Origin of the sequence: Duganella alba, assembly GCF_009674495.1 — a bacterium.
GTDB classification, from domain to species: domain Bacteria; phylum Pseudomonadota; class Gammaproteobacteria; order Burkholderiales; family Burkholderiaceae_D; genus Rugamonas; species Rugamonas alba.
Genome location: NZ_WKJN01000034.1, coordinates 1 through 21,409, shown reverse-complemented (window position 1 = coordinate 21,409; position 21,409 = coordinate 1). Strand labels below are relative to the sequence as shown.

Here is a 21,409-nt window from a genome sequence, read left to right as displayed (position 1 = left end):
ACATGACCAAGGTAAATGAAAAAGGCGCGGGACGATCGGCCCGCATCGGTCAATTTTCAACCGGCCAACAAGCAAAGACGCAATCGGCATCAACCGCCACACGGGTAGTAAAGCCTGCGCCCGCCACCGGTTCCTTCAGCCGCGCGGAGGCACGTCTGGCGGTGATGTCCGTCATGAACAAAAACGACAACAAGAGACCTTGATGGCACACAACGACGTCTTCATCAATTGCCCGTTCGATGCCGAATTTAGCAGCCTGCGCAACGCCATCGTCTTTGCGATCTACGATTGCGGCTTTCGGCCACGCTGCGCGCTGGAGTCCGCCAACGGCCATGACTACCGGTTTGAGAAGATCAAGAAATTGATCGAGGAAGCCAGGTTTGGCATACACGACATCTCGCGCACCGAGCTGGACATGGTGAACAACCTGCCGCGCTTTAACATGCCGCTTGAACTCGGTTTGTTCATCGGGGCGATGTCGTATGGGCCACGGCGCGTGAAGGACAAGAGCCTGCTGATCCTGGACAAGGAACAGTATCGGTATCAAAAATATATATCGGACATTGCCGGTCAGGACATCCGATCGCACAACAATTCCGAGCGGATGGTGATCAAGTGCGTGCGCGACTGGCTGCATAGCGAATCGAAGGGCGCCTCGCCGTTGCCGGGCGGCGCCTACATCGCGGACAGGTATGAGCAGTTCAAGACGGAGCTGCCGGCTTTGTGTTTGCAGGTGCGGTGTCAGCCGCACGAGCTGACGTTTATCGATTACAGCAACCTGGCTTCGGCCTGGGCAGCAACGCATCAGTTGAATGTTCCGGGGGCGGACAAGGCCGAGCCCAAGGCGGCGTAATCAGTTGATTGGCTTTCTGCGCAGGCGTTCCGTCAACGGCCACAGGATCAGCGTTGCCGCCACGGCGATGGCGCTGCCGAGCAGATTGTTTTCCAGCCGCGCCAGCACGTAGTTGTATTCATCGAGGACCGGCATCGCGTAGTCGGCCACCAGCACGAAGGATGGCGTCAGGAAGGCGACGAAGACGCCGTAGCCCACCGGCCGCAAGGCCATCGTCAAACCGATCAGCGGGAACACCGCGACGGCAATCGCCAGCGGCGACTGCGCCAGGCCGCTGATGGCGACGGCGATCACGGTGCCCACCACGGTGCCCAGCGCGCGCTCCACGCTGCGCGGCCAGGTGCCGGCGGCCGAAGGCTGCAACACCAGCAGCACCGCCATGGTGGCCCAGTAGCCGTAGGGCAGGTGCAGCAGATGCACGGTCAGGTAGGCCACCGTGGTGGCGATGCCGAGGCGCAGCGCGAAGTGCGCGCCGTCGCTCGACAGCGAGGCGTGGGCGCGCAGCGTCAGCACGGCATCGCGCAAGGTCCGCGCCAGCGCCTGCTGCCATGTGGTGCTGTGATATTCACGTTCGAACGGGCGGAGTTGCCAGATCAGCATGCTCAGCGCGGTGGCGAACAGGCAGCCGAACAGGTACACGCCCAGATAAGCCATGCCGCCGGCGCCGCCGTGCCATGGCCGGTCCACCATCACCACGCAGGCGGTGGCGGCCAGGATCGCCACCTGGTAGGCCTTGGCGCCCCAGATGCGCGTGAATCCCGCCGCCGTCACGGCCACCAGAATCGCCAGTGCGCCGCAGGCGATGCCGAAGCTGGCCGCATACGTCGTCAAACCGCCGGCCAGCGTCGACAGCGCGGCGAACGACAGCATCGACGCCAGCCGGTTGCGCGCGGTGTCCGAGGCGGTGGCCAGCGAGGACCAGAAGGCGCCGATCGCGGCCCAGGCGAAATCCGGCGCGTGCAGCGCGCAGCCCACCAGCAGCATGATGGCGGAGGCCGAGGCCGCGCGCATCCCTTCCAGCAGGTTGGCCTTGTCGGTGGCGTGGGCGAGGAGGGATTTGAACATGATGCTTGCAGCTTAAGGGCGTACGGCACGCAAATCCAATATTTCGTGGTAGTCTCTTCAAGACGAAAAAGATATCGATACGCGTTTCCATCGCGTATTTCGAAATGAAAGGACCCGCATGGAATTTCGCCAGCTACGCTATTTCCTGGCGGTGGCCGAGCACTTGCACTTCACCGTGGCGGCGGAGCGGCTGGGCATTGCGCAGCCGCCGTTGAGCCAGCAGATCATCAAGCTGGAACGGGAAATCGGCACCAAGCTGTTCATCCGCCATCCGCGCCGGGTGGAGCTGACCGAGGCCGGCACCATCTTCAAGGATCGCGCGCAGCGCGTGCTGGAAGACGCCAACGACGCGCTGGAACACGTGAAGATGGCGGCGCGCGGCGAGAGCGGCCAGCTGACCATCGGCTTTGCCGGTTCCACCGTGTTCCATCCGACCGTGGCGCGCCTGCTGCGCAGCTTCCGCGAGAGCTATCCCGGCGTGAAGATCCGCACCGAGGAGAGCAACAGCGCCGCGCTGCTGGGCAAGATGGCCGACGCCCAGGTCGATTGCGCCATGATCCGCCTGCCGCTCGATTGCGGCGACCTGACCGTCACGCCGCTGGTGCAGGAGAAGATGATCGCGGTGCTGCCCAACGGCCATGCGATGGGACGGCGCCGCAGCATCGACCTCAGGCAGCTGGCCGGCGATCCCTTCATCCTCTATCCGCGCGCCATCAATCCCGAGCTGTACGACGCCATCATCAGCGCCTGCCGCGCGGCCGGCTTTTCGCCGAAGATCGAAATGGAGTCGCCGCAGATCTCGTCCGGCGTGAACATGGTGGCGGCGGGCTTCGGCGTGGCCATCATTCCGGAATCGCTCGGGCAGTTCCGCTCGGAGGGCGTCACCTATCAGAACCTCGGCAACAAGGATCTGGGCACGGCGATCGCGCTGATTACGCGGCCGCGCGACAAGTCGGTCACGGTGAAGCATTTCACCGAGTTGGTCCGGCAGTTCTACCGGCGTTGAGGCGGCCGCTTCAGCAGCGTCTCCATCACGTGCTTCTGGCGCAGTTGCTTGCAGGCGTCTTGCAGCGCCGCCGCCGCGCCGGCGCCGACCGAGGCATCGGCATACAGCGCGACCTTGCCGCGCGCGAGCACGTAGCGCTGGCTGACGCCGCCGCCGGATTTGGTCAGCGCGTATTCGATGCTGTCGCCCACGCCCATCATGGCGTCAAAGCGCCCGGCCAGCAGCATGCGCACGCCTTGCTCGTAGCTGTCGAAGGCATGCTTGCGGATGGCCTGGTCGGCTTCCAGCTCGGGGCTGTAGGCGGCGTGGCGCAGGTGGCCGACGGTTTTGCCATGCAGGTCGCTCAGGCGTTCGAAGCGGAAGTTGTCGCGTCCCAGGACGACGATGTCGACCGTGCCCACGTGCTCGATCGCCGTCCCGCCCTTGGGGCTGATGTCGATCGCCAGCATCAGTTCCGAGCCGCCACTGCGCAGCATGTAGGGCGCGCGGCCATACGGCACGGGAATCGGGATGATCGGCAAGCCGCTCAATTGCGCCATCTGGGCGCTCAGGTCGATCAGTGCGCCGAAGGGCTGGCCTTGCGCATCGAGGCCGGCCCACGGCATCAGGTTCACCATGGTCAGGCGCAATGGCTGGCGCGGCGCGGCGGCCACGGAAAGCAAGGGCAGGGCGCCCAGCGCCGCCAGCGCCCGCCGGCGTGTGACTACCGTCATGCAATACTCCTTGAATGAGTTTCCTTCACGCATTATGCACCGATCACGCAAATGCGGTTTGGCGGCCGCTTCAATTTATACTGGACTGCAATATCAACTTCTGGAGGTGCGGGGATGAATCGATTTCAAGCGAGCCGGCGCAGGTTGTTGGGGGCCACGGCGCTGGCCGCGTCGGGCCTGGCTGTCGCGGCGCCGTCGTCGCCGGAGGACTGGGACGCCATTGCCGCAAGCTACGATATCGCCAGTGACATCACCAATCTGGAGAACGCCTACTACGGCATCATGGCGCGGCCGGTGCTGGAAGACTTCAAGCGCAATATCGATTACCTGAACCGCTACAACTCCTTTCACCTGCGCCGCGAGTTCGACCGCGCCGGCATGGAGCAGCTGCGCGCGCTGCTGGCGGCGCACACCGGCGTGACGGCGGCGGAACTGGCCATCACGCGCGGCGCCACCGAGTCGTTGCAAAACCTGATCTGCAACTACCGCCTGGTCAGGCGCGGCGACACCATCATGTACGCCAACCTCGATTACGACGCCATGCAGTACGCCATGAACGACCTGGCCCAGCGCAGCGGCGCCAGGGTGGCGCTGGTGCGGATACCGGAGCCGGTCAACCGCCAGGCCGCCATCGACGTGTACGACAAGGCGCTGCGTCAGAATCCGCGCACCCGGCTGCTGCTGCTCACCCACATCAACCACCGCACCGGCTTTGTGCTGCCGGTGAAGGAGATCATCCAGCTCGCCAGATCGCGCGGCGTCGACGTGATCCTGGACGTGGCGCAGTCGTGGGGACAACTGGACTACAAGCTGCCGGACCTGGGCGCGGACTTCATCGGCGCCAACCTGCACAAGTGGGTCGGCGCGCCTTTAGGTACGGGCTTCCTGTACATCCGCAAGGAGCGGCTGGCGGACATCGGCGTCGAACGCGGCGACGAGGATTACGCCGTCACCGACACCCGCTCGCGTGTGCACTCGGGCACCTTCAACGCCGCCGCCCTGATGACGATACCGGCCGCCCTCAAGTTGCACGACGAGATCGGCGTGGCCAATCGCGGCCGCCGGCTGCGCGAACTGCGCGACTACTGGGTGCGCCAGGTGCGCGGCCACGATGGCGTGCAGATCCTGACGCCGGACGACGCCGGCAGCTACGGCGCGGTCACCTCGTTCCGCCTGCGCGGCCACACCACCTTCGAGCAGAATACGGCGCTGGTGAACCGGCTGGTGGAGCAATACCGGATCTTCACCGTGGCGCGCAAGGGGCCGGTGGGCGGCGCCTGCATCCGCGTCACGCCCGGCCTGTTCACCCGCACCGCCGACCTGGACAAGCTGGTGGCCGCCATCCGCGCGCTGGTGTAGCAAGAGGTACAAGATTACCTACCTTTAGGCGGGTTACCAAGGGCGCTGATTTGAGTTTCAATGTGGGTTGGGCGAGCCATCATCGATCACAAACCAACAGGGAGTATCAAGTGAATTCCGACAAGACCACATCCGACGTCAGCGCTTCCCGCCGTTCGGCCATCGTCGGCGGCCTGGGCGCGGTTGCCGCCGCCGCCGCCGGCATGCCTGCGCTGGCAGCTGGCGCATCTTCCACCTCACAACACCAAGGAGCTTTCAAAATGGACAGCGGTTTCGTTACAGTAAAAGACGGTACGCAGATTTTCTACAAGGACTGGGGTCCGAAAGACGGTCCGGTCGTATGGTTCCACCACGGTTGGCCGCTGACTTCCGACGACTGGGACGCGCAGATGATGTTCTTCCTGCAGCACGGCTACCGCGTCATCGCCCATGACCGTCGCGGTCACGGCCGTTCGACCCAGACCGACACCGGCAACGATATGGACACCTACAGCGCCGACGTGGCCGCCGTGGTCGCCGCGCTGAAAGTCAAGAAAGCCATCCACGTCGGTCACTCGACCGGCGGCGGCGAAGTGGCCCGCTACGTGCGCCAGCACGGCAAAGGCATCGTGACCAAGGCGGTTCTGGTCAGCGCCGTGCCACCGATCATGGTGCAATCGGCCACCAATCCGGACGGCGTGCCGCTGAAAGTATTCGACGACATCCGCCAGGGCACCGCCTTCAACCGCTCGCAGTTCTACATGGACCTGACCGTGCCGTTCTACGGCTTCAACCGTCCAGGCGCGAAAGTGTCGGAAGCGGTACGCCAGAACTGGTGGCGCCAGGGCATGATGGGCGGCGTCAAAGCTGCTTACGATTGCATCTTCCAGTTCGCCCAAGTGGACTTCAGCGACGACCTGCGCGCGCTGGACATTCCAGTGCTGGTGCTGCACGGTGAAGACGACCAGATCGTTCCATTCGGCAACAGCGGTGCGAAATCGGTCAAGCTGTTGAAACAAGGCAAGCTGATTTCCTACCCAGGCTTCCCACACGGCATGCCAACCACGCACGCCGACGTGATCAACGCCGACCTGCTGGCCTTCTTCAAGTCCTAAGCAAAAAGTAGCACGACAATTTTGTCGTGCTACACTTTCACTTTTCTGGACTGATCAGTCCATAATTTGAAAGGTGAATGATGAAAGCAGTTGTGTATAACCGCCTGGGCGGTCCGGAGGTGCTGGAATATATCGAACGTCCGGCGCCGGTCGTGGCGCCCGGCCAGGTGCTGGTGCGGGTGAGCGTGGCCGGGGTGAACTTCATGGACGTCGGCGTGCGCCAGGGCATGGCATGGAACGAGATGCCTTTCCCGCGCGGCATCGGCGTGGAGGGCGCCGGCCGCGTGGTCGAGGTGGGCGAGGGCGTCGGCGGCTTCGCGCCGGGCGACCGCGTGGCCTGGGTGTATGCGCCGGGCAGCTACGCCGGGATGGCGGCGATTCCGGCCGACGCGCTGGTCCATCTTCCGGACAGCACCGACGACCGCACCGCCGCCGCGATCATGATGCAGGGCCTGACCGCCAGCCACTTCGCCACCGATTTCTATCCGGTGCAGCCGGGCGAGGTCGCGCTGGTGCACGCGGCGGCCGGCGGCGTGGGGCTGTTGCTGACCCAGATCATCAAGCATCGCGGCGGCCGTGTGATCGGGCGCGTGTCGTCGGCCGGCAAGGTGGCGGCGGCCAGGGAAGCCGGCGCCGACGAGGTGATTGTCGACGCCGACGGCGACTTCGCGCAGGAAGTGCTGCGCCTCACCGGCGGCGAAGGCGTGCACGTGGTGTACGACGGTTCCGGCCCGGCGACCTTCCAGGGATCGCTCGACTCCCTGCGCCGCTGCGGCACCTTCTGCTGGTACGGCCCGGTGCTGGGCGGGCCGGAGCATCTGAACATCATGAGCCTGCCGAAGAGCATCAAGCTCGGCTACGGCGTCTACCGCGACCACATCGCCACGCCGGCGCTGCTGCGCCAACGCGCGGCGCAGTTGTTCGACTGGGTGAGGGACGGCGTGCTGAAAGTGCGCATCGGCGCGGAGTATCCGCTGGCCGATGCGGCGCAGGCGCACATCGCGATCGCGGGCCGCGCCAGCATCGGCAAGCTGCTGCTGATTCCCGCTTAAACCAGGGTTTGCATGGCCGCGCGGTCGAAGGGATGCAGTTCCTGCAGGCGGCCGTCGCGCACCTTGGCCGCCCATTGCGGATCGGACAGCAGCGCGCGGCCGATGGCGATCAGGTCGAACTCGCCTTCCTCCATGCGCTGCAGCAGCTTGTCCAGGCTGTCGGTGCCGGCGCCTTGCGAGTCGCCGCGCAGCTGCGCCATGAAGTCCGCGCCGCTCAGGCCGACCGAGCCCACCGAGATCGCCGGCAGGCCGGTCAGCTTGCGCGCCCAGCCGGCGAGATTCAGCGCCGAACCGGCAAACTCCGGCTCCCAGTAGCGCCGCGTCGAGGCATGGAAGATATCCACGCCGGCGTCGGCCAATGGCGTCAGCAGCTGTTCCAGCTCGTCCGGCGTGTTGGCCAGGCGCGCTTCGTAATCCTGCGACTTCCATTGCGAAAAGCGGAAGATCACCGGGAACTCCGGCCCCACCGCCTTGCGCACGGCGCGCACGACTTCCGTTGCAAAGCGGGTGCGCGCGGCCAGGTCGCCGCCGTAGGCGTCGCTGCGGCGATTGGTGCGCTCCCACAGGAACTGGTCGATCAGGTAGCCGTGGGCGCCGTGCAGCTCCACCGCGTCAAAGCCGAGCTGTTTGGCGTTGGCCGCCGCCATGGCGAAGGCGGCCACGGTGAAGGCGATATCCGCGTCGTTCATGGCGTGCTGGTCGGCGTCGCTGGCCGACGGCCCTTCCGACGGCGCGTCGGGATGCGGGCCGCTGCCGGCGCGGCGCGCCAGGCCGTGGTGCCACAGCTGCGGCGCGATCTTGCCGCCGGCGGCGTGCACCGCGTCGACCACCTGCCTCCAGCCGGCCAGGCTGGCTGGCGTGTGGAAATTCGGAATCGACGTGTTGTCCGACGCCGCCGGGCGGTTGATGGTCGTGCCTTCCGTGACGATCAGGCCGACGCCGCCTTCGGCGCGGCGCTGGTAGTAGCGCGCCACATTGGCGTCGGGAACGCCGCCGGGGCTGGCGCGGCGCGTCATCGGCGCCATGACGATGCGGTTGGCCAGCGTCAGCTTGGGCGTGCGGAACTCTTCGAACAAGATGGAGGACATGATGGCGGCCGCTTATTTGGCGAGGAACAGGTTGGCGTGGGCGACGAATTCCGCGTGGTGCTGGAAGATGGCGCCGTGGCCCGAGTCCGGATACAGGATCAGGGTGGCGTTGGGAATGGTCTGCTGCATGATGAAGGAGTTGATGCTTGGCACCATCACGTCGTTGTGGCCGTTGGCGATCAGCACCGGCTGGGTGATCGCCTTCAGCTGCGCGTAGCGGTTGGCCGCCGGCACCGCGCCCCAGGCGCCGATGGCGGCGGCCTGCGCGGCCATCGCTGCCATCGACGATGGCGTGTCGGTGTCCTGGCGCTGATGGCGGCGTTCCCAGAACGCGCGGCCGGCGGCCTGGCTGCTGGCGGTCGGCTCGAAGAACAGGTACAGGAAATTGTCTTCGGTCGGCACTTCCTGGATCGCGTGGCGCGTCACCTCCGGAATGTATTCCGCCATGCCTTCGCCGCCCTGCGGACCGGTGCCGGCCAGGATCAGGCGGCGCACCATGCCGGGACGGTCGGTGGCCACCTGCTGCGCCACGAAGCCGCCCAGCGAGAAGCCGAGGATGTCGACCTTGTCCAGCCCCAGCGCCAGCAGGAAGGTGATGACGTGCTGGGCCATGCCGGCGACGGTGTCGGCCGGTTTGCCGCCCGAGCTGGCCACCCCGGCGTTGTTGAACAGGATGACCGGGTGGTGCTGCGCAATGCCGTCGACCACGGCCGGGTCCCAGTTGTCCAGGCCGGCGCGGAAGTGCGCCAGGAACAGCACCGGCGTGCCGCTGGCGGTGCCGAAGCGGCGATACGCGTAGCGGACACCGTCGGCGTCGATGAATTGGGTGGGGGCGGAGTTGTGTGTGTAGTGCATGAGTTTCACCTTTTTGGTTATTAATTACGATCGTAATTTAACCTAGTCTAGGAAGGCCTGGCCGGTGCGTCAAGGCTGGTTGCGCAACCCATCGTCTGTGCTCCCCGCAAGTGGGTCGAACTGTGCTGTTGGCGGATAAGCACGCTATCATCGCGGCATGAACATGAAAATTTCTGGCATTGCCGCTGTCGTCGCGGTGTTAGCGGCGATTAATTTTGTCGGCCGCTCCGGGCAATCCGCGCCGCGCGGCGCCCCCTTCAAGGATCTGGTCAGCGCCGCCAGTTGCGCGCAGCCGCAATGGCCGGCCGAGGCGCGCCGCTATGAAATCGAAGGCAAGACCACGCTGCAGTTTGAAATCGGCCAGGACGGCAAGGTGCTGCGTCCCGCCATCACCAAGGGCAGCGGCTGGCGGATTCTGGACCAGGCGGCACTGGCCGGCATCGCCCAGTGCGTGTTCAAGCCCAACCTGGACGCGGCGCGCGATGGCCAGGTGTTTCCGTTGCAGTATGTGTGGAAGTTAAGCGGCGCGCCGGCCGAGCGGCCGCTGCTGGTGGCGGGCAGCTGCCAGCCGTCGGCGCGCTTTGGCGCCTTCCGCGAAGCCGATCCGCACCCGAGCGGGGCGGACGGCGTCCTGCTGCGCTTCCTGGTGAACGCCGAGGGCGCGCCGGTGCGCATCGTGGCCGAGCCGAATGGACTGCCGCAGGCGCTGGCCGACGAGGCGGTGGCGTATCTGCAAAGCTGCCGCTTCGCCTATGACGGCAAGCACCCGGGCGAACGCACCGATACCGCGTTCGGCCGCGTGCTGCTCAAATAATCAGCAACCGGTCAGGCGGCGCTGGTCAGCCGTTCGCGCTTGGTCAGGGCGTTGCGCAGGGCGGCCAGGATGCGGTCGAGGTTGGCCGGCTTGATGACGTGCTCGTCAAAACCGGTGGCGATCACCCGCTGGCGGGTGACCACGTCGCCCCAGGCGGTGAACGCGATCAGCGCGACGTGGTCGAAATCCGGGACGGCGCGCAGCGCGGCCGCCACCTGGTAGCCGTCCATGCCGGGCATGCCGAGGTCGAGCAGGATGGCGTGCGGCTGGAACGAGCGTACCGCCTCAAGGCCGGTCATGCCGCTGTAGGCGACGGCGGTACGGTAGCCGTGCAGCTCCAATAGTTCAGCCGAGATATCGGCCGCTTCGCTGTTGTCGTCGACGACTAAAATACGTTGGGATGTGGTCTGGTCCATAATAGTGAACGAAAAGGAAACGTTGCGTTCGGCTGGGTCCAGGCCGGGGGAGGGGAAGGCGCGACAGGGAGAGGTCACGCAGCGCAGATTCTGGCTTTCCTTCTGTCAATTATAGTTGGAATTTGGTTTCTTGCTTGAAGAAATGTGGGGCTGTCTCCAAATTGAGGTAGAACATTAACCTAAAGGAATTGATTATGACGACGACCAGCACGGAAAAGGCCATCCTGGCCGGAGGATGCTTCTGGGGCATGCAAGACCTGATCCGCAAGTTACCGGGCGTCACCAGCACGCGCGTTGGCTACAGCGGCGGCGACGTGCCGAACGCCACCTACCGCAACCATGGCAGCCACGCCGAGGCGATCGAAATCACCTTCGATCCGTCGGTGTTGAGCTACCGCAAGATCCTGGAATTCTTCTTCCAGATTCATGATCCGACCACCCGCAACCGCCAGGGCAACGACATCGGCACGAGTTATCGTTCCGCTATTTTTTATGCGGATGATAAACAAAAGGCAACGGCCGAAGACACCATCGCCGACGTCAACGCGTCGGGCCTGTGGCCGGGCAAAGTGGCCACCGAACTGGCGCCGGAAGGCCCGTTCTGGGAGGCGGAACCGGAGCACCAGGACTATCTGGAGCGCTTGCCGAACGGCTATACCTGCCATTACATCCGTCCGGACTGGGTCTTGCCCAAGCGATAAAAGTTGTTGAAAAACAGCGGCTTACGAACCTGAAGGTATTCGGAAGGTAAATTTGCCGCGGCAGGCCTAGAGTGCAGACCGTGTTCCACGTCTTCACTTTAGGATTGCCATGAGTCAATTATTCGCCGCCGTTTATGAAGTCCACAGTGCCGCCACCGGCCGTCCCTCCCTGCGCCTGAACCTGGTGGTCAACCGCGAAAACGCCAGCGTGGTCGGCACCGCCATTTTGCAGACCGTGCTTGGCGAGATCCACGAAATCTCGGTGCGCGGCCACCATCTCGAAATCGATACGGGCGAACCGCTGGAAGCCATCGTGCTGGCCGGCACGCCGTCGATCTTCGCTGTCCTGGACGAAGAGCCGACCGCGTTCCAGATGCTGCTGGTCCTGCCGACCGCCTGGAAGGATGGCCAGGCCTGCTACAAGATGACTTTTGGTAAGCTTTTCCCGCGCCTGATCGACGTCCGCGATGGGGTGGCGCGTGCGGTGTTGCCTGAAACCACGTACTGACCTGGTTGTTCTTGTACACTGGTGGCTTGATCATCAAGCTACAGGTGGGATGCGGTGTCGCAGACAGAAGTCAATGATTCGTGGCGCGGCTGGATCGCCGAGAACCTGATGCTCGGCGGCCAGCCGGCGCAGCTGGCCGGCATCATGGTCCAGTCCGGCATCGCCGAGCAGGCGGCGCAGGCGGAGGTGGCGGCGGCGCTGCGCAGTCCCTATCTGCGCGGCGTCGCGCGCCTGCACAACCGGCTGGCCAAGCGCGACTGGGTGCTGGGCATCCAGTCGCGGTTGAACCAGCTGGCTCCGGCCGAGGTGCCGCGCCGCGAACGCCTGGCGGGCGACGACTTCCTGCATGAATACTACCGCCGCAACCAGCCGGTGATCATCACCGGCATGCTGGACGACAGCCCGGCGCGCGCCAGGTGGAGCTTCGACTACCTGACCGCGCAGCTGGGCGGGCGCGAGGTGGAGGTGCAGTTCGGCCGCAACGCCGACCCGGACTACGAGATGAACAGCCAGTCGCACAAGCGCCGCATGCCGTTCGGCGAGTACGTGGCGCTGGTGCGCGACGCCGGCGTCACCAACGATTTCTACATGACCGCCAATAACGACGGCCACAATCGCGCCGCCCTGCGGGAGCTGATGCGCGACCTGCCGCCGCTGGACGCGTATCTGCAAGCCGGCAGCAGCGGCTTTTTCTGGTTTGGCCCGGCCGGCACGGTGACGCCGTTCCACCACGACCTGACCAACAACTTCATGATCCAGGTGGCCGGCCGCAAGCGCGTGCGCATGGTGGCGCCGTGCGACACGCCGAAAATGTACAACCAGCGGCACTGCTTCTCGCCGGTCGACGGCCGCCACATCGACCTGCAGCGCTTCCCGCTGATGGATGGCGTGCCGGTGATCGACTGCGTGCTGGAGCCGGGCGAGATCCTGTTCCTGCCGGTCGGCTGGTGGCATTTCGTCGAGGCGCTGGACGTCACCATCACGGTGTCGACCACCCACTTCAAGTGGGATAACGACTTCTACAGCCACTATCCCGCCAACCAGGATTTCTGAGGAGGTCCGTCAATGCCCATGCACTACCTGCGCACCTACGCCAGTCCGCAGCGCACCGACATCAGCAACCGCCGCCTCGGCCGCTCGCTGGCCTTCGTGGCCGGCGCGGTCAACGCCGGCGGTTTCTTCGCGGTGGGGGAGTACACCTCGCACATGTCGGGCGTGGTGTCGTCGCTGGCCGACAACCTGGCGCTGGGCGACACGGCGCTGCTGCTGGCGGGACTGGCGTCGCTGTCGGCCTTCTTCCTCGGCGCCGCCACCTCGGCGATCCTGATCAACTGGGGCCGGCGTCGTTCGTCGCACAGCCGTTATGCGCTGCCGCTGCTGCTGGAGGCGGCGCTGCTGCTGGCTTTCGGCCTGCTGGGCGCGCGGCTGGCCGCGCATGGCCACATCGCCGCCACCGTGGCGCTGCTGTGTTTTGTGATGGGACTGCAGAACGCCATCGTTACCAAGGCCTCGCGCGCGGAAATCCGCACCACCCACGTGACCGGGCTGGTGACCGATATCGGCATCGAACTGGGCAAGCTGTTTTACTGGAACCGCGACGCCGCCGCCGGCCGCGTGACGGCCGACCACCAGCGGCTGGCGCTGCTCGGCTCGCTGCTGGCGATGTTCCTGGCCGGCGGCGTGACCGGCGCCTTCGGCTTCAAGTACCTCGGCTTCATCACCACCGTGCCGCTGGCCTTGGCGCTGCTGTTGCTGGCCATCGTGCCGCTGCTGGATGATATACGGGACCGCTGGCGGTGATTTATACTTGCCGCATGAATGAAATCGCCGTTACTCCCGAAAAGACCCACCAGAAGCGCGTCGGCATCGAGCGGCGCGAACGCACTAGGGCGCTGCTGATCCGCAGCGCCATCGAGGTGTTCGCGCGCCTCGGCCCGGACGCGCCGGTGGTGGACGACTTTATCGCCGCCGCCGGTGTTGCGCGCGGCACCTTCTACAACTACTTCAAGACCGCCCACGAGCTGCTGGCGGCGGTGACCGAAGAGCTGAACGAAGAGGTGCTGGGCATGATCGATCCGCAGGTGCTGCGCTACGACGATCCGGCCGCGCGCTTCTGCGTCGGCACGCGGCTGTACGTGCATTTCGCGCTGCGCTATCCGGTGTGGGGCGCCTTCCTCACGCGTATCGGCCCGGCGCACGCGGTGCGCGGCCGCCGCATGGACCGCTACCTGCTGCGCGACCTGGAACTGGGCCTGGAGAGCGGCCGCCTGCGCGCCGGCAGCGCGGCGGTGGTGCGCGACATGATACTCGGCTCGGTGTTCTACGGCATCGAGACCATGCTGGCCCAGGGCGACGGCGGCGGCCTGCATCACGTCGAGGCCATGCTGGCCGTCATCCTGCACGGCGTCGGCCTGCCGGACCACGAGGCCAGGGCCATCGCCACCATGCCGCTGCCGGACCTCGGGCCGGTGTCCTCGCCGGTGTTCGCCACGCTGAAGACGGCGCAGGACAACTGATGATACGCGCCGCCACGCCGGATGACGCCAGCGCCATCGCCGCCATCTACAACCATTACATCGCCACCACCACCATCAGCTTCGAAGAGCGCGCGGTGACGGCGGACGAGATGGCGCAGCGCATCCGCGACGTCACCACCACGCTGCCATGGCTGGTGCACGAACAGCATGGCCGCATCAACGGCTACGCCTACGCCACCAAATGGCGCGTGCGCAGCGCCTACCGCTTCTCGGCCGAGACCAGCGTCTACGTCGAGCAGGGGCAGGGCGGCCAGGGCATCGGCAGCGCCTTGTACCGCGAACTGCTGGCGGAACTGCGCCGGCGCGAGATCCACATGGCCATCGGCGGCATCGCCCAGCCCAATCCGGCCAGCGTGGCGCTGCACGAAAGCCTGGGCTTCGTCAAAGTCGCCCATTTCAAGGAAGTCGGGCGCAAGTTCGATCGCTGGATCGATGTCGGCTACTGGGAGTTGCCGCTGTCCTGATTTGTGCGGCGTCCACCGGTGGAACTTGATATCATGCAGGCCAGATAACTTAGGACTTTTCCGCCCACGCCATGCCCCAGGACAGCACCGACATCGATATCGCCAGCTGCGATCGTGAACCGATCCGCACGCCGGGCGCGGTGCAGCCGCACGGCTTCTTGCTGGCGCTGGACGACCAGCTGAAGGTGGTGCAGGTCAGCGACAACCTGGCGCAGTTCACCGGCATGGAGCCGAGGCTGGCCACCGGCCGTTCGCTGGCCGACGTGATCGGCGAGGGCGCCGCCGAGATGCTGGCGCCGCAGCTGGAAGCCGGTCGGTTGCGCGAACGTCCGGCCTATCTGTCCACCATCAGCCAGGGCGGCGCGCCGTTCGATGTGCTGGGACATGCGTGGGACGGCCTGCACATCCTGGAATTCGAGCCGGCCAGCAGCAGCCATGGCGCCGACGTGCAGCAGCTGTATCCCCTGCTGGGCGAATTCCTCAACAAGATCAGCGACGCCGATTCGATCGAAGAACTGAGCAAGCTGGCCGCCGCCGAGATCCGCGCGCTGACCGGCTTCGGCCGGGTGCTGGTGTACTCCTTCGACGACGAAGGCCACGGCAACGTGCTGGCCGAATGCCTGGCCGACGGCTACGACAGCTACCTGGGCCAGCGCTTCCCGGCCAGCGACATTCCGCGCCAGGCGCGCGAGCTGTATGTGGCCAACCGCGTGCGCATCATCCAGGACGCCAACTACACGCCGGCCAGACTGGTGCCGCCGCAAAATCCGCGCAGCGGCCAGGCCAACGACCTGTCGTTCGCGGCGCTGCGCAGCGTCTCGCCGGTGCACCTGCAATACATGCGCAACATGGGCACCATGGCGTCGATGTCGGTATCGCTGGTGGTGCGCGGCAAGTTGTGGGGCCTGATCTCCTGCCACCACGCCGAGGCGCGCCGCCTCAGCTTCCACCAGCGCACCGTGTGCGAACAGGTGGGACAGATCCTGGCGCTGCACATCAAGAACCGCAGCGACGCCGACGAACTGCAATTCCGGCTGGAGGTGCGGCGTTCGATGGTGCGCATCCTCGGCGGCCTGACGCAGGGCGCGGACTTCATTGAAAACCTGCGCAGCGTGCTGCCGGAGCTGCTGCACTTCGCCCGCGCCGGCGGCGTCGCCATCGTCATCGACGATCGCCTGATTTCTTTCGGCGACACGCCGTCCGATGAGCAGATCCGCGCGCTGGCCAACTGGCTGGGCGCCGGCGTGCATGAGGAGGTGTTCCACAGCGCCCACCTGTCGGCGCAGCACGCGCCGGCCGAGGACTACACCGACTGCGCCAGCGGCCTGCTGGCGATGCAGATCTCGCGCATCCACCAGCATTATTTGCTGTGGTTCCGGCCCGAGCACGTGGTGCAGATCGACTGGGCCGGACGCCCGGACGGCAAGCAGTCCACCAACGGCCAGCTGTCGCCGCGCACCAGCTTTGCCGCGTGGCGCGAGACGGTGCACGGCCGCAGCGCGCCGTGGCGCGACGGCGAAATCGAACTGACGCTGGAATTCCGCACCGCGCTGCTGGGCATCGCGCTGGAACGCGCCGAGCAGATGGCCGACCTGGCCGAGGAGCTGGGCCGCGCCAACAAGGAGCTGGAGGCGTTCTCGTATTCGGTGTCGCACGACCTGCGCGCGCCGCTGCGCCATATCGTCGGCTTTTCCGACCTGCTGATGGAAACCGCCGGCAACGACAATCCGGAACGGCGCCTGCGCTTCCTGGCCAACATCAAGGACGCGGCGCGCCTGGCCGGCAAGCTGGTGGACGACCTGTTGAGCTTTTCGCAGATGGGCCGCGCCGCGCTGCGGCCGGTGCGGGTGCGCATGGACGAGATGGTGCGCGGCTGCATCGAGAAGCTGGCGCCGGAGCAGGGCGCGCACCACATCGACTGGCAGGTGGCGCCGCTGCCACAGGTCATCGCCGATCCCGCGTTTTTGCAACTGGCCTTGTATAATCTGCTGTCGAACGCGGTCAAATTCACCGCCAACAGCGAGCCGGCGGTGATTCGTATCAGCGCCGAAAAGCTGCCTGGCGAGACCGTGTTTCATGTGGCCGACAATGGCGTCGGCTTCAATATGGAGTACGCGCACAAATTGTTCGGCGTATTCCAGCGCCTGCACCGCATGGAAGATTTCCAGGGCACCGGCATCGGCCTGGCCAATGTGCGCCGTATCATCGAGCGCCATGGCGGCCGTGTCTGGGCCGAATCCGTGCCAGGGGAGGGCGCGACATTTTCGTTTGCCATACCTGATCCTGAGACTGATTGAGAAGACTTATGTTAAAGCCCATCCTGCTGGTGGAAGACAATCCCAACGACCTGGAACTGACCCTGATCGCGCTCGAGCGCAGCCAGCTGGCCAACGAAGTGATCGTGGTGCGCGACGGCGCCGAAGCGCTGGACTACCTGCATGCGCGCGGCGCATTCGCGGCGCGCGAGCAGGGCAATCCCGCCGTGGTGCTGCTGGACTTGAAACTGCCGAAGGTCGACGGCCTGGAAGTGCTGGCGGAAATCCGCGGTTCGGGCACGCTGAAAAGCATGCCGGTGGTGATGCTGACGTCCTCGCGCGAAGAGCAGGATCTGATCCGCAGTTATGAACTGGGCGTCAATGCCTACGTGGTCAAGCCGGTCGACTTCGGCGAATTCGTGCGCGCCATCGCCGACCTGGGCATCTTCTGGGCAGTGCTCAACGAGCCGCCGCCAGGTTCGCACCGCTACATCAAACCGCAGTAACGCCGCGCCGCAGCAGGTGGCGAATGCGCGCGCTCAGCGTCTCCGCCGTGTAGGGCTTGTGCAGCAGGTGCACGCCGGCCGGCAGCTTGCCGTCGTGCGACAGCACCCCTTCCGCATAGCCTGACGTGAACAGGATCTGCGCCTGCGGCAGCTTGCGTCGTACCAGTTCGCTCAACTCCATGCTGCTGACGCGGCCCGGCATGATCACGTCGGTGAACAGCAGGTCGATGCGGGCACCTTCCTCGATCAGGCGCGCCGCCTGTTCGGCGTCCTCGCTGCTTAATACTGCGTAGCCCAGCGCCGCCAGCAGGTCGACGGTGGAGGTGCGCACGTCTTCCTCGTCTTCCACCACCAAAATGGTTTCGATGCCGCCGCTGAGCGGTTGCAACTGCGCCGGCGCGTCCGCCGAGGCGGCGGCCAGGCTGCGCGGCAGGTAGATCAGCACACTGGTGCCTTCGCCTTCCGTGCTTTGCAGCACGATCTCGCCGCCGGACTGCTTGACGAAGCCGTAGGCCATGCTCAGGCCCAGGCCCGTGCCCTGGCCGGTCGGCTTGGTGGTGAAGAACGGTTCGAAGGCGCGTTGCAGCACTTCCTGCGGCATGCCGGCGCCGGTGTCGGCGATTTCGATCAGCACGTAGTCGCAGGCGCTGTCGCCATGGTTGTCCGGCAGCGGCGAGCCGGCCGGCTCGTTGCGCGCGCGGATGGTCAGCGTACCTTCGCCGTGCATGGCGTCGCGGGCGTTGATGGCCAGGTTGAGCATCACGTTATTCAGCTGGCCGACATCGACCTCGGTGTTCCACAGTTGCGGCGCGATGTCGGTGACCACCAGCGCGCGCGGGCCGAGCAGGCGGCGCAGCATGTCGTCCATATTGGCCAGCAGCGGCGCCAGCGCCACCACGGCGTTCTGCAGCGGCTGGCGGCGCGCGAAGGCCAGCAGGTGGGCCGCGAGCCGCGCGCCGCGCTCCACGCCATTCAAGGCGTTGTCGATGCGTGCCAGTCCTTGCGGATTGACGCCGCCGATCATCTTCACCAGTTGCAGGTTGCCGCCGATGATTTGCAGGACGTTGTTGAAATCGTGGGCCACGCCGCCGGTCAGCTGGCCGATCGCTTCCATCTTCTGCGACTGGTGCAGGGCGGCCTGGCTGGCGCGCAGTTCCTCCTCGCGCTGGCGCAGTTCGAGGAAGGCGGCGTCACGTTCCAGGCGCGCCTGGTAGGCCGCGCTGTGATAGCGGATGCGTGCTTCCAGCTCGCGCGCCTCCGGCCACTTGACCAGGTAGTCGTTGGCGCCCATTGAAAAGGCGCGCGCCTTGATGTCGGCGCCGTCCTCGGACGATAGCAGGATGATCGGCACCTGTTCGGTGTCCGGCGTGGCGCGCAGCATGCGGATCACGTCGAAGCCGTCCGCACCCGGCATGCGCAGGTCGACCAGCACCACGGTGGCTTCGGTTTCCCGGCATAGCTGCACCGCCAGTTCCGCGCGGTTGTCATAGCGCAGGCTAATGCCGGCCTGGTGCGACATGTGGTAGCCGATCAGGTCTTCGGCCATCGCTTCGTCGTCGATCAGCAGCACGGAGCAGTTTTGCGATTGGTTATGGTTCATGGGACGAGGCAATTAAAGTTGGGTAAATTTTACCTGACCATGGTGGGATTGAATGTCTTGCAGCGTACCGTGCGCATGTCGGGTTTGTGTAAAATCGTTATTCGGTATTGAGTCAGGGGAATGTTTTGGATGTTTTGACCGCCTTGCGGAGCGCCACCGCAGAACGCCACGCGGAACTGGACACGCGCACACCGCTGGCCGCCGCCGCGCCGGATCTGCGCGCCTATCGCGATCACCTGCAATTGCTGGAAGCGTGGCTGGCGCCGATTCAGTCGGCGCAGGGCGCTGGTCCGCAGCAGGCCTTGCCGCCGCGCGACTATCTGGCCTTGATCCGCAGCGACCTGGCGCATCCGGCGTTGGCCGGCTTGCCGGCCGCGCCTGTGCTGGCGCCCGAGGCATGGACGGCGCAGCAGGACGCCGCCTGGCGCTGGGGCGTGGCGTATGTCATCGAGGGATCGCAGCTGGGTGGCGCGGTGCTGTACAAGCGGCTGGCGGAGCGGCTGGCGCCGCACCCCCTGGCATATTTGCGCGGGGAAGGATCGCCCGGTCCGCGCTGGCAGCAGTTCCTCGCTGCCCTGCGCGGCGCGGTGGTGACGCCGGCGCAGATCGAACAGGCTTGCCAGGGCGCCCGGCAAGCCTTCGACAGTCTGATTACGCTGCTTAATAGCTCGTCAGCGGAACCGGCTGGCCACCCTTGAAGGTGAAGATGGTGACCGGCGACTGCTTCATGTCGCCCTTGGCGTCGAAGGCGTAGCTGCCAGCCACGCCCTGGTAGGCGCCGGCGCTGATCACGGCCTGCACTTTCGGCACCTCGATGGTGTTGGCCTTTTGCATGGCCTGCGCGTACATCATGACGGCGTCGTAGTAGGCGGCGGCGTAGACGTCGGCGTCCTGCTTGAAGCGGGCCTTGAACTTGGCCTTGAAGGCCGGACCGGCCGAGGCCTTGTCGAGGATCGCGCCGCCTTGCGAGCACAGCACGTTGTCGCCGACGGCGTCGCCGCCCAGCTTGCCCATTTCGGCGGTGCAGATGGTGTCGCCGCCCAGCAGCCTGGCGTTGATGCCCAGCTGTTTCATCTGGCGCGCCATCGGCGCCGCCTGCGGTGCGTAGCCACCGAAGAAGATCGCCTGCACGTTCTTGGTTTTCAGCTTGGTCAGGATGGCGGTGAAGTCGAACGCCTTGTCGTTGGTGAATTCGTGGCCGGCCACGGTCATGCCGGCGGCCTTGGCCTGCTTCTTGAATTCTTCCGCCACGCCCTGGCCGAAGGCGGTCCGGTCGTCGATCACGGCGACGGTTTTCAGTTTCATTTCATTGGCGGCGTACAGCGCCATTTTCGAACCCAGTTGGGTGTCGCTGGCGTTGACGCGGTACAGGCCTTTGTAGCCCTGCTGCGTCAGCTTGGGATTGGTGGCGACGGTGGCGATCAGCGCGCCGGCGTCGTTGTAGGCGCGCGAGGCGGGAATGGCGACGCCGGAGTTGTACGGGCCGACGATGTAGTGGACGCCGGCGTCGATCAGTTTCTGGGCGGCGGCCATGCCGGCTTTCGGATCGCCCTGGTCGTCTTCGGACAGCAGTTCGAATTTCAGCTTCTTGCCGGCGACGGTGATCGGTTTGGCGTTGAGCTCTTCCACCGCCAGGCGGGCGCCGTTTTCGTTGTCCTTGCCGGAAAAGGCCTGCGAGCCGGACAGCGGGCCGCTATGGCCGATTTTGACGACGGTGTCCTGGGCGTGGACGCCAAAGGCGGTCAGCAGCGCCAGGGCGGCGGCGGTGTGCTTCAATTTCATGCGATCTCCTGATGGGTGTGTTGCGATGATTATCGCCAAAAACGGAGAATATTATCGTGCGAGTTGGGGCTGTAAACGGCGGGCGTTCAAAATTAAATTTGGCCGGGGCGTCGAATGCGGCTGCGAGCCGGCCCGGCGCGGCGTGCGGCGGGCAGCGAGCAGCCAGCAGCCAGTGCCTGTGCCTGTGCCGGCCGCCGCAATGCGTGGCCGCCGCAGGTGCGAGTGTGACAGGAGAGACGGCGCAGGTGCAGCCGGAACCGTGGCAGCGCTGCGGGCAAGACGCCGCAGGCAAAGTGGCGCCACGGTAGCCAGCGGCGCACCGCCGCGCGCCGCCGCGTGCCGCATGCCCCGTGCTCCGTGCCGAGTGCCGAGTGCCGAGTGCCGGATGGCGCGCACCGCAGCGCGTGGCTGCGGTGCGCGGTCGGGGCCAGGTTATGGCGCGTTGCCGATCGCGCGGGTGGCGGTGGTGGCGTTGACCGCGCCCACGCGCGGGATGGCGGCGGTGGCGGCGCGGGCGGCATTGGCGGTGGTGCCGGCAATGTCGTTGACGTTGTAGGCGGCGATGGCGGCGGCCAGGGCCGGATTCGAGCGCAGGTCGGCCGGCGTGTTGACGGCGTTCTGGGCGGCTGCAACCTGGACGGCGTTGGTCTGCTCGGCCGCCGCCTGTGCCGCCGCGGCTTGCTGTGCGGCGGTGGAGGCTGCGGCTGCCTGTTGCGCGGCGCTGGCGGCAGCGGCGTTGGC

The 21,409-nt window shown here is 65.8% G+C and carries 23 protein-coding genes and 1 pseudogene; 16 read left to right on the top strand and 8 right to left on the bottom strand.

The features are described 5' to 3' along the window. The first annotated feature begins 2 nt into the window (after positions 1-2). Positions 3-203 (top strand): hypothetical protein, encoded by a 201-nt coding sequence (locus tag GJ695_RS24810; RefSeq protein WP_154369551.1) that lies wholly within the window; start codon positions 3-5, stop codon positions 201-203. Beyond that, the gene (locus tag GJ695_RS24805; RefSeq protein WP_154369549.1) at positions 203-853 is read left to right on the top strand and encodes a hypothetical protein; all 651 of its coding nucleotides are present in this window, start codon (positions 203-205) and stop codon (positions 851-853) included. Before GJ695_RS24810 ends, GJ695_RS24805 begins: the two co-directional genes overlap by 1 nt. Here the strand turns inward: GJ695_RS24805 and GJ695_RS24800 are convergent, their stop codons facing one another. After that, entirely contained in the window at positions 854-1,918 is a 1,065-nt protein-coding gene (locus tag GJ695_RS24800; protein WP_154369547.1) for an FUSC family protein, read from the bottom strand. It abuts the gene before it with no gap. A 118-nt stretch (positions 1,919-2,036) separates the two neighbouring features. On the opposite strand from GJ695_RS24800, the gene GJ695_RS24795 reads away from it, so the two are divergent. Further along, complete coding sequence (locus tag GJ695_RS24795) at positions 2,037-2,924, top strand: LysR family transcriptional regulator (protein ID WP_154369545.1); 888 nt, start codon at positions 2,037-2,039, stop codon at positions 2,922-2,924. On the opposite strand, the gene GJ695_RS24790 is transcribed toward GJ695_RS24795, so the two are convergent. After that, entirely contained in the window at positions 2,912-3,637 is a 726-nt protein-coding gene (locus GJ695_RS24790) for a substrate-binding periplasmic protein (protein ID WP_166455049.1), read from the bottom strand. The two genes, GJ695_RS24795 and GJ695_RS24790, sit on opposite strands and share 13 nt — an antisense overlap. 114 nt (positions 3,638-3,751) lie before the next feature. On the opposite strand from GJ695_RS24790, the gene GJ695_RS24785 reads away from it, so the two are divergent. The 3 genes from GJ695_RS24785 (at position 3,752) to GJ695_RS24775 (ending at position 7,142) form a co-directional block, all read left to right on the top strand. After that, positions 3,752-4,996 carry an aminotransferase class V-fold PLP-dependent enzyme gene (locus GJ695_RS24785; RefSeq protein ID WP_154369541.1) on the top strand — a complete coding sequence of 415 codons (1,245 nt, stop codon included), beginning with the start codon at positions 3,752-3,754 and terminating at the stop codon, positions 4,994-4,996. A 110-nt stretch (positions 4,997-5,106) separates the two neighbouring features. Beyond that, complete coding sequence (locus tag GJ695_RS24780) at positions 5,107-6,090, top strand: alpha/beta fold hydrolase (protein WP_371866599.1); 984 nt, start codon at positions 5,107-5,109, stop codon at positions 6,088-6,090. Between the two features lie 77 nt (positions 6,091-6,167). Beyond that, positions 6,168-7,142, top strand: a complete 975-nt coding sequence (locus GJ695_RS24775) for a quinone oxidoreductase family protein (protein WP_229260323.1) — start codon at positions 6,168-6,170, stop codon at positions 7,140-7,142. On the opposite strand, the gene GJ695_RS24770 is transcribed toward GJ695_RS24775, so the two are convergent. Both GJ695_RS24770 and GJ695_RS24765 read right to left on the bottom strand, forming a co-directional pair. Beyond that, positions 7,139-8,230, bottom strand: coding sequence for an NADH:flavin oxidoreductase (locus GJ695_RS24770; protein WP_154369539.1), 1,092 nt, complete (start codon positions 8,228-8,230; stop codon positions 7,139-7,141). The two genes, GJ695_RS24775 and GJ695_RS24770, sit on opposite strands and share 4 nt — an antisense overlap. 12 nt (positions 8,231-8,242) lie before the next feature. Continuing rightward, positions 8,243-9,085, bottom strand: a complete 843-nt coding sequence (locus GJ695_RS24765) for an alpha/beta fold hydrolase (RefSeq protein WP_154369537.1) — start codon at positions 9,083-9,085, stop codon at positions 8,243-8,245. Between the two features lie 163 nt (positions 9,086-9,248). Between GJ695_RS24765 and GJ695_RS24760 the strand changes: the two genes are divergently transcribed. Continuing rightward, positions 9,249-9,899, top strand: a complete 651-nt coding sequence (locus GJ695_RS24760) for an energy transducer TonB (RefSeq protein ID WP_166455048.1) — start codon at positions 9,249-9,251, stop codon at positions 9,897-9,899. Between the two features lie 11 nt (positions 9,900-9,910). Here the strand turns inward: GJ695_RS24760 and GJ695_RS24755 are convergent, their stop codons facing one another. Then, on the bottom strand, positions 9,911-10,393 hold the full coding sequence (locus tag GJ695_RS24755; protein ID WP_371866598.1) for a response regulator: 483 nt from the start codon (positions 10,391-10,393) through the stop codon (positions 9,911-9,913). Positions 10,394-10,509: 116 nt separating this feature from the next. Between GJ695_RS24755 and msrA the strand changes: the two genes are divergently transcribed. The 8 genes from msrA to GJ695_RS24715 all read left to right on the top strand — a co-directional run bounded on the left by msrA (position 10,510) and on the right by GJ695_RS24715 (position 17,286). After that, positions 10,510-11,016, top strand: coding sequence for a peptide-methionine (S)-S-oxide reductase MsrA (msrA, locus tag GJ695_RS24750; protein ID WP_154369533.1), 507 nt, complete (start codon positions 10,510-10,512; stop codon positions 11,014-11,016). Between the two features lie 109 nt (positions 11,017-11,125). Further along, positions 11,126-11,524 carry a DUF1842 domain-containing protein gene (locus tag GJ695_RS24745; RefSeq protein WP_154369531.1) on the top strand — a complete coding sequence of 133 codons (399 nt, stop codon included), beginning with the start codon at positions 11,126-11,128 and terminating at the stop codon, positions 11,522-11,524. Positions 11,525-11,632: 108 nt separating this feature from the next. Beyond that, entirely contained in the window at positions 11,633-12,577 is a 945-nt protein-coding gene (locus GJ695_RS24740) for a cupin-like domain-containing protein (protein WP_154369597.1), read from the top strand. A gap of 12 nt (positions 12,578-12,589) precedes the next feature. After that, a complete protein-coding gene (locus GJ695_RS24735; protein WP_154369529.1) occupies positions 12,590-13,324 on the top strand; it encodes a YoaK family protein in 735 nt (244 codons plus the stop codon). 14 nt (positions 13,325-13,338) lie between these two features. Next, a complete protein-coding gene (locus tag GJ695_RS24730; protein WP_154369527.1) occupies positions 13,339-14,040 on the top strand; it encodes a TetR/AcrR family transcriptional regulator in 702 nt (233 codons plus the stop codon). Next, positions 14,040-14,525, top strand: a complete 486-nt coding sequence (locus GJ695_RS24725; protein WP_154369525.1) for an arsinothricin resistance N-acetyltransferase ArsN1 family B — start codon at positions 14,040-14,042, stop codon at positions 14,523-14,525. The genes GJ695_RS24730 and GJ695_RS24725 overlap by 1 nt, the downstream gene beginning before the upstream one ends. Before the next feature lie 71 nt (positions 14,526-14,596). Beyond that, a complete protein-coding gene (locus GJ695_RS24720) occupies positions 14,597-16,822 on the top strand; it encodes an ATP-binding protein (RefSeq protein WP_154369524.1) in 2,226 nt (741 codons plus the stop codon). Positions 16,823-16,830: 8 nt separating this feature from the next. Then, the gene (locus tag GJ695_RS24715; protein ID WP_154369523.1) at positions 16,831-17,286 is read left to right on the top strand and encodes a response regulator; all 456 of its coding nucleotides are present in this window, start codon (positions 16,831-16,833) and stop codon (positions 17,284-17,286) included. On the opposite strand, the gene GJ695_RS24710 is transcribed toward GJ695_RS24715, so the two are convergent. After that, complete coding sequence (locus GJ695_RS24710; RefSeq protein WP_154369522.1) at positions 17,273-18,886, bottom strand: response regulator; 1,614 nt, start codon at positions 18,884-18,886, stop codon at positions 17,273-17,275. The two genes, GJ695_RS24715 and GJ695_RS24710, sit on opposite strands and share 14 nt — an antisense overlap. A 125-nt stretch (positions 18,887-19,011) precedes the next feature. Between GJ695_RS24710 and GJ695_RS24705 the strand changes: the two genes are divergently transcribed. Further along, complete coding sequence (locus GJ695_RS24705) at positions 19,012-19,584, top strand: biliverdin-producing heme oxygenase (RefSeq protein ID WP_229260322.1); 573 nt, start codon at positions 19,012-19,014, stop codon at positions 19,582-19,584. On the opposite strand, the gene GJ695_RS24700 is transcribed toward GJ695_RS24705, so the two are convergent. Then, positions 19,547-20,668, bottom strand: a complete 1,122-nt coding sequence (locus tag GJ695_RS24700; protein WP_154369520.1) for a branched-chain amino acid ABC transporter substrate-binding protein — start codon at positions 20,666-20,668, stop codon at positions 19,547-19,549. The two genes, GJ695_RS24705 and GJ695_RS24700, sit on opposite strands and share 38 nt — an antisense overlap. Positions 20,669-21,100: 432 nt before the next feature. Next, positions 21,101-21,409, bottom strand: a pseudogene (locus GJ695_RS29710) (hypothetical protein); the annotation flags it as partial.

What these genes read in the sequence shown, in the direction of transcription:
- GJ695_RS24725 (WP_154369525.1), top strand. Translation starts at nt 14,040, where the DNA reads ATGATACGCGCCGCCACGCCGGATGACGCCAGCGCCATCGCCGCCATC.
- GJ695_RS24740 (WP_154369597.1), top strand. Translation starts at nt 11,633, where the DNA reads ATGCTCGGCGGCCAGCCGGCGCAGCTGGCCGGCATCATGGTCCAGTCC.
- GJ695_RS24765 (WP_154369537.1), bottom strand. Translation starts at nt 9,085, where the DNA reads ATGCACTACACACACAACTCCGCCCCCACCCAATTCATCGACGCCGAC.
- GJ695_RS24770 (WP_154369539.1), bottom strand. Translation starts at nt 8,230, where the DNA reads ATGTCCTCCATCTTGTTCGAAGAGTTCCGCACGCCCAAGCTGACGCTG.
- GJ695_RS24795 (WP_154369545.1), top strand. Translation starts at nt 2,037, where the DNA reads ATGGAATTTCGCCAGCTACGCTATTTCCTGGCGGTGGCCGAGCACTTG.
- GJ695_RS24735 (WP_154369529.1), top strand. Translation starts at nt 12,590, where the DNA reads ATGCCCATGCACTACCTGCGCACCTACGCCAGTCCGCAGCGCACCGAC.
- GJ695_RS24790 (WP_166455049.1), bottom strand. Translation starts at nt 3,637, where the DNA reads ATGACGGTAGTCACACGCCGGCGGGCGCTGGCGGCGCTGGGCGCCCTG.
- GJ695_RS24700 (WP_154369520.1), bottom strand. Translation starts at nt 20,668, where the DNA reads ATGAAATTGAAGCACACCGCCGCCGCCCTGGCGCTGCTGACCGCCTTT.
- GJ695_RS24800 (WP_154369547.1), bottom strand. Translation starts at nt 1,918, where the DNA reads ATGTTCAAATCCCTCCTCGCCCACGCCACCGACAAGGCCAACCTGCTG.
- GJ695_RS24720 (WP_154369524.1), top strand. Translation starts at nt 14,597, where the DNA reads ATGCCCCAGGACAGCACCGACATCGATATCGCCAGCTGCGATCGTGAA.
- GJ695_RS24730 (WP_154369527.1), top strand. Translation starts at nt 13,339, where the DNA reads ATGAATGAAATCGCCGTTACTCCCGAAAAGACCCACCAGAAGCGCGTC.
- GJ695_RS24805 (WP_154369549.1), top strand. Translation starts at nt 203, where the DNA reads ATGGCACACAACGACGTCTTCATCAATTGCCCGTTCGATGCCGAATTT.
- GJ695_RS24775 (WP_229260323.1), top strand. Translation starts at nt 6,168, where the DNA reads ATGATGAAAGCAGTTGTGTATAACCGCCTGGGCGGTCCGGAGGTGCTG.
- GJ695_RS24760 (WP_166455048.1), top strand. Translation starts at nt 9,249, where the DNA reads ATGAAAATTTCTGGCATTGCCGCTGTCGTCGCGGTGTTAGCGGCGATT.
- GJ695_RS24785 (WP_154369541.1), top strand. Translation starts at nt 3,752, where the DNA reads ATGAATCGATTTCAAGCGAGCCGGCGCAGGTTGTTGGGGGCCACGGCG.
- GJ695_RS24745 (WP_154369531.1), top strand. Translation starts at nt 11,126, where the DNA reads ATGAGTCAATTATTCGCCGCCGTTTATGAAGTCCACAGTGCCGCCACC.
- GJ695_RS24715 (WP_154369523.1), top strand. Translation starts at nt 16,831, where the DNA reads ATGTTAAAGCCCATCCTGCTGGTGGAAGACAATCCCAACGACCTGGAA.
- GJ695_RS24810 (WP_154369551.1), top strand. Translation starts at nt 3, where the DNA reads ATGACCAAGGTAAATGAAAAAGGCGCGGGACGATCGGCCCGCATCGGT.
- GJ695_RS24710 (WP_154369522.1), bottom strand. Translation starts at nt 18,886, where the DNA reads ATGAACCATAACCAATCGCAAAACTGCTCCGTGCTGCTGATCGACGAC.
- msrA (WP_154369533.1), top strand. Translation starts at nt 10,510, where the DNA reads ATGACGACGACCAGCACGGAAAAGGCCATCCTGGCCGGAGGATGCTTC.